The sequence below is a fragment of the Brevundimonas sp. genome, assembly GCF_018608325.1.
In the GTDB taxonomy this organism is placed as follows: Bacteria; Pseudomonadota; Alphaproteobacteria; order Caulobacterales; family Caulobacteraceae; genus Brevundimonas.
In genome coordinates, this window is record NZ_JABAZW010000068.1 from 1 (window position 1) to 4,176 (window position 4,176).

General features: G+C 66.0%; 3 protein-coding genes and 1 pseudogene. 2 read left to right on the plus strand and 2 right to left on the minus strand.

Translation table 11 applies throughout. The annotated features are described in order from the left end of the window. Together QZ281_RS07155 and QZ281_RS07160 are read left to right on the plus strand one after the other, a co-directional pair. A pseudogene (locus tag QZ281_RS07155) lies at positions 1-511 on the plus strand (acetyl-CoA C-acyltransferase); the annotation flags it as partial. Next, positions 508-2,235: an AMP-binding protein gene (locus QZ281_RS07160; RefSeq protein WP_292226515.1), complete on the plus strand. Its 1,728-nt coding sequence runs from the start codon at positions 508-510 to the stop codon at positions 2,233-2,235. The pseudogene QZ281_RS07155 and the gene QZ281_RS07160, both read left to right, overlap by 4 nt. Before the next feature lie 6 nt (positions 2,236-2,241). Here the strand turns inward: QZ281_RS07160 and QZ281_RS07165 are convergent, their stop codons facing one another. Together QZ281_RS07165 and QZ281_RS07170 are read right to left on the minus strand one after the other, a co-directional pair. Next, positions 2,242-3,108: a bile acid:sodium symporter family protein gene (locus QZ281_RS07165; protein ID WP_292226518.1), complete on the minus strand. Its 867-nt coding sequence runs from the start codon at positions 3,106-3,108 to the stop codon at positions 2,242-2,244. A gap of 21 nt (positions 3,109-3,129) precedes the next feature. Next, a partial coding sequence (locus QZ281_RS07170; protein WP_292226519.1) for an FAD-binding dehydrogenase occupies positions 3,130-4,176 on the minus strand: 1,047 nt, incomplete at its 5' end.

The window sequence follows — 4,176 nt, forward strand, 5'->3', positions numbered from 1 at the left end:
GGCCAATTCCACGCCCCTGACCGACGGCGCCTCGACCGTGCTTCTGGCCAGCGAAGACTGGGCCAAGTCGCGCGGTCTGCCGATCCAGGCCTATCTGCGAACGGGCGAGGCGGCGGCGGTCGATTTCGTCGGCGGAGATGAAGGGCTGCTGATGGCGCCTGCCTATGCCGTGCCGCGCATGTTGGCGCGGCTGGATTTGAAGCTTCAGGATTTCGACTTCTACGAAATCCACGAGGCTTTCGCCGCTCAGGTGCTGTGTACGTTGAAGGCCTGGGAGGATGAAGACTACGCCCGCACCCGGCTGGGCCTGAATTCGGCGCCCGGCGCCATTGATCGGGCCAAACTCAATATCAACGGCGGGTCGTTGGCGGCGGGGCATCCGTTCGCGGCGACGGGCGGGCGCATCCTGGCCAATCTGGCCGCCATGATCGACCGCAACGGCGGCGGGCGGGGGCTGATCTCCATCTGCGCCGCAGGCGGGCAGGGCGTGGTCGCGGTGGTCGAGAAATGAGCCCTGCGCCCGACCTCGCAGCAGACATGGACCGGCTGTGGGCCGAGCGTTTCTGGACGAAATCCTATCGCGCGGGCGTGCCCGTCCTCATCGAGGATGAACTGGCGCGCTGGAACTCGGTGCAGCAGTTGTTCGAGGCGGATGCGCAAAAGTTCGCCGACCGTCCCGGCTTCGTCAGTCTGGGGTCCGCCGTGACCTATGGCGACATGCTGACGGCGGCCAAGGCATTCGGCGCCTGGCTTCAGTCGGCCGGGGTTCAGCCGGGCGAACGGGTGGCCCTGATGATGCCCAACTGCCTGCAATATCCGGCGGCCTTGTTCGGGGTGCTGTTCGCGGGTGCGGTGGTGGTCAATGTCAATCCGCTCTACACGCCGCGCGAACTGAACCACCAGCTGAAGGACAGCGGCGCGGTCGCCATCGTGGTCATGGACATGTTCGCCGCCACGGTGGAGCAGGCGCGCGAGGGAACCGACCTGCGCCACGTCATCGTCACCGCCATAGGCGACATGATGGGCGGGCTGAAAGGCGCCGCCGTCAGCGCCATGATGCGTCACGTCCAGAAGCTGGTCCCCGCCTATCGCCTGCCGGGCAGCCATGGCTGGAAGCGGGTGATGGCCGGTGCGCGTCGACTGAGGCTGCAGGCCGTTGAGACGCGGCCCGAAGACATCGCCTTCCTGCAATATACAGGCGGCACCTCAGGCGTGGCGAAGGGGGCGATGCTGACCCATCGCAACATACTGGCCAATACGATTCAGGGGCGGGTCTGGCTGCTGGATCAGATCGATCAGACAAGGCCGCTGGGCAATGTCACCATGCTGCCGCTGTACCATATATTCTCGCTGACGGCGAACCTGATGATGTTCACCGGGGCGGGCGGCCGCAACATCCTGATCGCCAATCCGCGCGATGCGAAACGGGTGGAATGGATCCTGCGCAAGGAGCGTTTCGTCGGCATGACGGGACTGAACACCCTGTTTGTCAGCCTGATGAAGAGCAAGGCGTTCCGCGAACGCGACTTCTCTGACCTGAGGCTGACGATCGCCGGCGGCATGGCGACCCAGAGGGTGGTGGCCGAGGAATGGCAGGCGGTGACAGGCGCGCCTCTGATCGACGGCTATGGCCTGACGGAGACCTCGCCGGTGGTCTGTATCGGGCGCGTCGATCTGGAGCGGCCGCAGGCCATGGGCTTCGACGGAACCGTCGGCCTGCCGGTTCCCTCGACCGAGGTGCGGATGCGCCGCGAGGACGGAAGCTGGGCCGGGATCGACGAAGAGGGCGAGCTGTGCGTGCGCGGCCCGCAGGTCATGCTGGGTTACTGGAAACGACCTGACGAAACCGCCAAGGTCCTGTCAGATGACGGGTGGCTGGCGACCGGCGATGTCGGGGTGATGCAGGCGGACGGGCGGGTGCGTCTGGTGGACCGGATCAAGGACATGATCCTGGTCTCCGGCTTCAACGTCTATCCGGGCGAGATAGAGGATGTGGTCGCCAGCCATCCGCTGGTCGAAGAGGTCGCCGCCGTCGGCGTGCCGGATGCGGCCCAGGGCGAGCGGATCAAGATCGTGGTCGTGCCGCGTTCGCCGGACCTGACGAAAGAGATGCTGATCGCCCACTGCCGCGCGCAGCTGACCGGCTACAAGGTGCCGCGCATCGTGGAGTTCCGCAGCGAACCCCTGCCCAAGACGGCGGTGGGCAAGGTGCTGCGTCGCGAACTGCGCGGCTGATGCCGATCAGCCTGCTGCGCCTGCGCGCCTGCGGGTGATCAGCAGGCCGAAGGCCGCCGCCAGCGGGAACATCAGCACCCCATAGACCGCACCGGGCAGGGTCATCTCCGGGCTGTGCAGCACCGACTGGGCGATGACGATGGCCAGGGTGGCGTTGTGCAGTCCGACCTCGAAGGCGCTGGCGATGGCCTGCGGGCGCTCGATCTTCAGCAGGCGCGGCACGATGAAGCCGATGCTCAGGCTGAACAGGCAGAACAGGATGGTGATCCCGGCCAGCGCCTGGAAGTTGGCAAGCAGCACATCCAGACTGGACGCCGCCGCGCCAAGGATCACCAGCGTCAGGATCAGGATCGATGCGATCCGCACCGGCTTGTCCATTGCGCTGGCGAAACCGGGTTTCAGGCCGCGCACCAGCATCCCCAGGCCCACGGGGACCAGCACGATCATGAAGACCTCGATGGTCTTGGTCAGTTGCAGCCCCACCTTCGTGTCGCCGGGCTGGAAATAGGCCACCGCCAGATTGACGATGACCGGAAGGGTCACGACCGCGATGACCGAGTTGATCGCGGTCAGGCTGATGTTCAGGGCCACGTCGCCGCGGAACAGGTGGCTGTACAGATTGGCGGTGGTCCCGCCCGGCGACGCCGCCAGCAGCATCATGCCCACCGCCAGAATGGGCGGCAGCTGGAAGATCAGCACCAGTGCGAAACAGACGGCAGGCAGCAATAAAAGCTGACACGCCAGCGCCACCGCCGCCGCCTTGGGCTGTCGCCCCACCCGTACGAAGTCGGACGGCGTCAGGCTTAAACCCAGCCCGAACATGATGATGCCCAGCGCGATCGGCAGCCCGATCAGGGTCAAAGGCGAGCCCATAAGTCTATCCCCCTGTTGTCGTCAGTCGCGCCCGGACAGCGCCCGTCCCGCCGCCCGTCCCGAGAAGATGCATCCGCCCAGGAAGGTGCCTTCCAGCGCATTGTAACCATGCAGGCCGCCGCCGCCGAAACCAGCGGCTTCACCTGCGGCATATAGACCCTCCAGCACTGCCCCCTCGGGCGTAAGAACGCGGCCCGACAGGTCGGTCTGCAGTCCGCCCAGCGACTTGCGCGTCAGGACATGCAGCTTGACCCCGATCAGCGGCCCGGCCTGCGGATCCAGCACCTTGTGCGGCGCCGATGTGCGCGCCCAGCGGTCGCCCTTGTAACGGCGGCTGTTGTGGATGCCCTGAACCTGAACATCCTTGGCATAAGGGTTATCCATCTGGGCGTCGCGGTCCTCGACCTGACGGCGGATCAGGGCGGGGTCCAGCAGCGGTTGGTCCGTCAGGCCGTTCATCTTGCCGACCAGTGCTTCCAGATCATCGGCGACCACGAAGTCCGCGCCCTTGTCGCGGAAGGCGGCGACTTCTCGTGGCGCGCCTTTTCCCAGACGAGAGCGCAGCACGCCCAGCAGATTGCGGTTGGTGATGTCGGCGTTCTGCTCTGACCCCGACAGGGCGAACTCCTTGGCCAGCATCTTCTCGGTGACGATGAACCAGGAATGGTCGTGCGCGGCCAGATCAGGCGTGGTGCGCAGATATTTCAGTGTCGCCACGGTGTCGTATCCGGGCAGGGCCGGGAAGGGCAGCCGCCGTCCCAAGGCATCGAACCACAGCGGCGAAGGTCCGGGCAGAATGCGGATCGCGTGTTTGGGCCAGATCGGCGCCCAGTTCTGCACCCCCTCGACATAGTGCCACATGCGGTCCCGGTTCACGAGACGGGCGCCCGCCTCAGCTGCGATGTCCAGCATCCGCCCATCGACATAGGCGGGAACCCCGGTGATCATCTCACGCGGCGGTGCGCCCAGCCGCTCCGGCCAGTATCTGCGCACCAGATCATGATTGCCGCCGATTCCGCCGGTGGCCAGGATCACGGCGGGCGCCTTCAGCGTGAAGTCGCCGACGAC

Coding starts and splice junctions, on each gene's coding strand:
- QZ281_RS07160 (WP_292226515.1), top strand. CDS start 508: ATGAGCCCTGCGCCCGACCTCGCAGCAGACATGGACCGGCTGTGGGCC.
- QZ281_RS07165 (WP_292226518.1), bottom strand. CDS start 3,108: ATGGGCTCGCCTTTGACCCTGATCGGGCTGCCGATCGCGCTGGGCATC.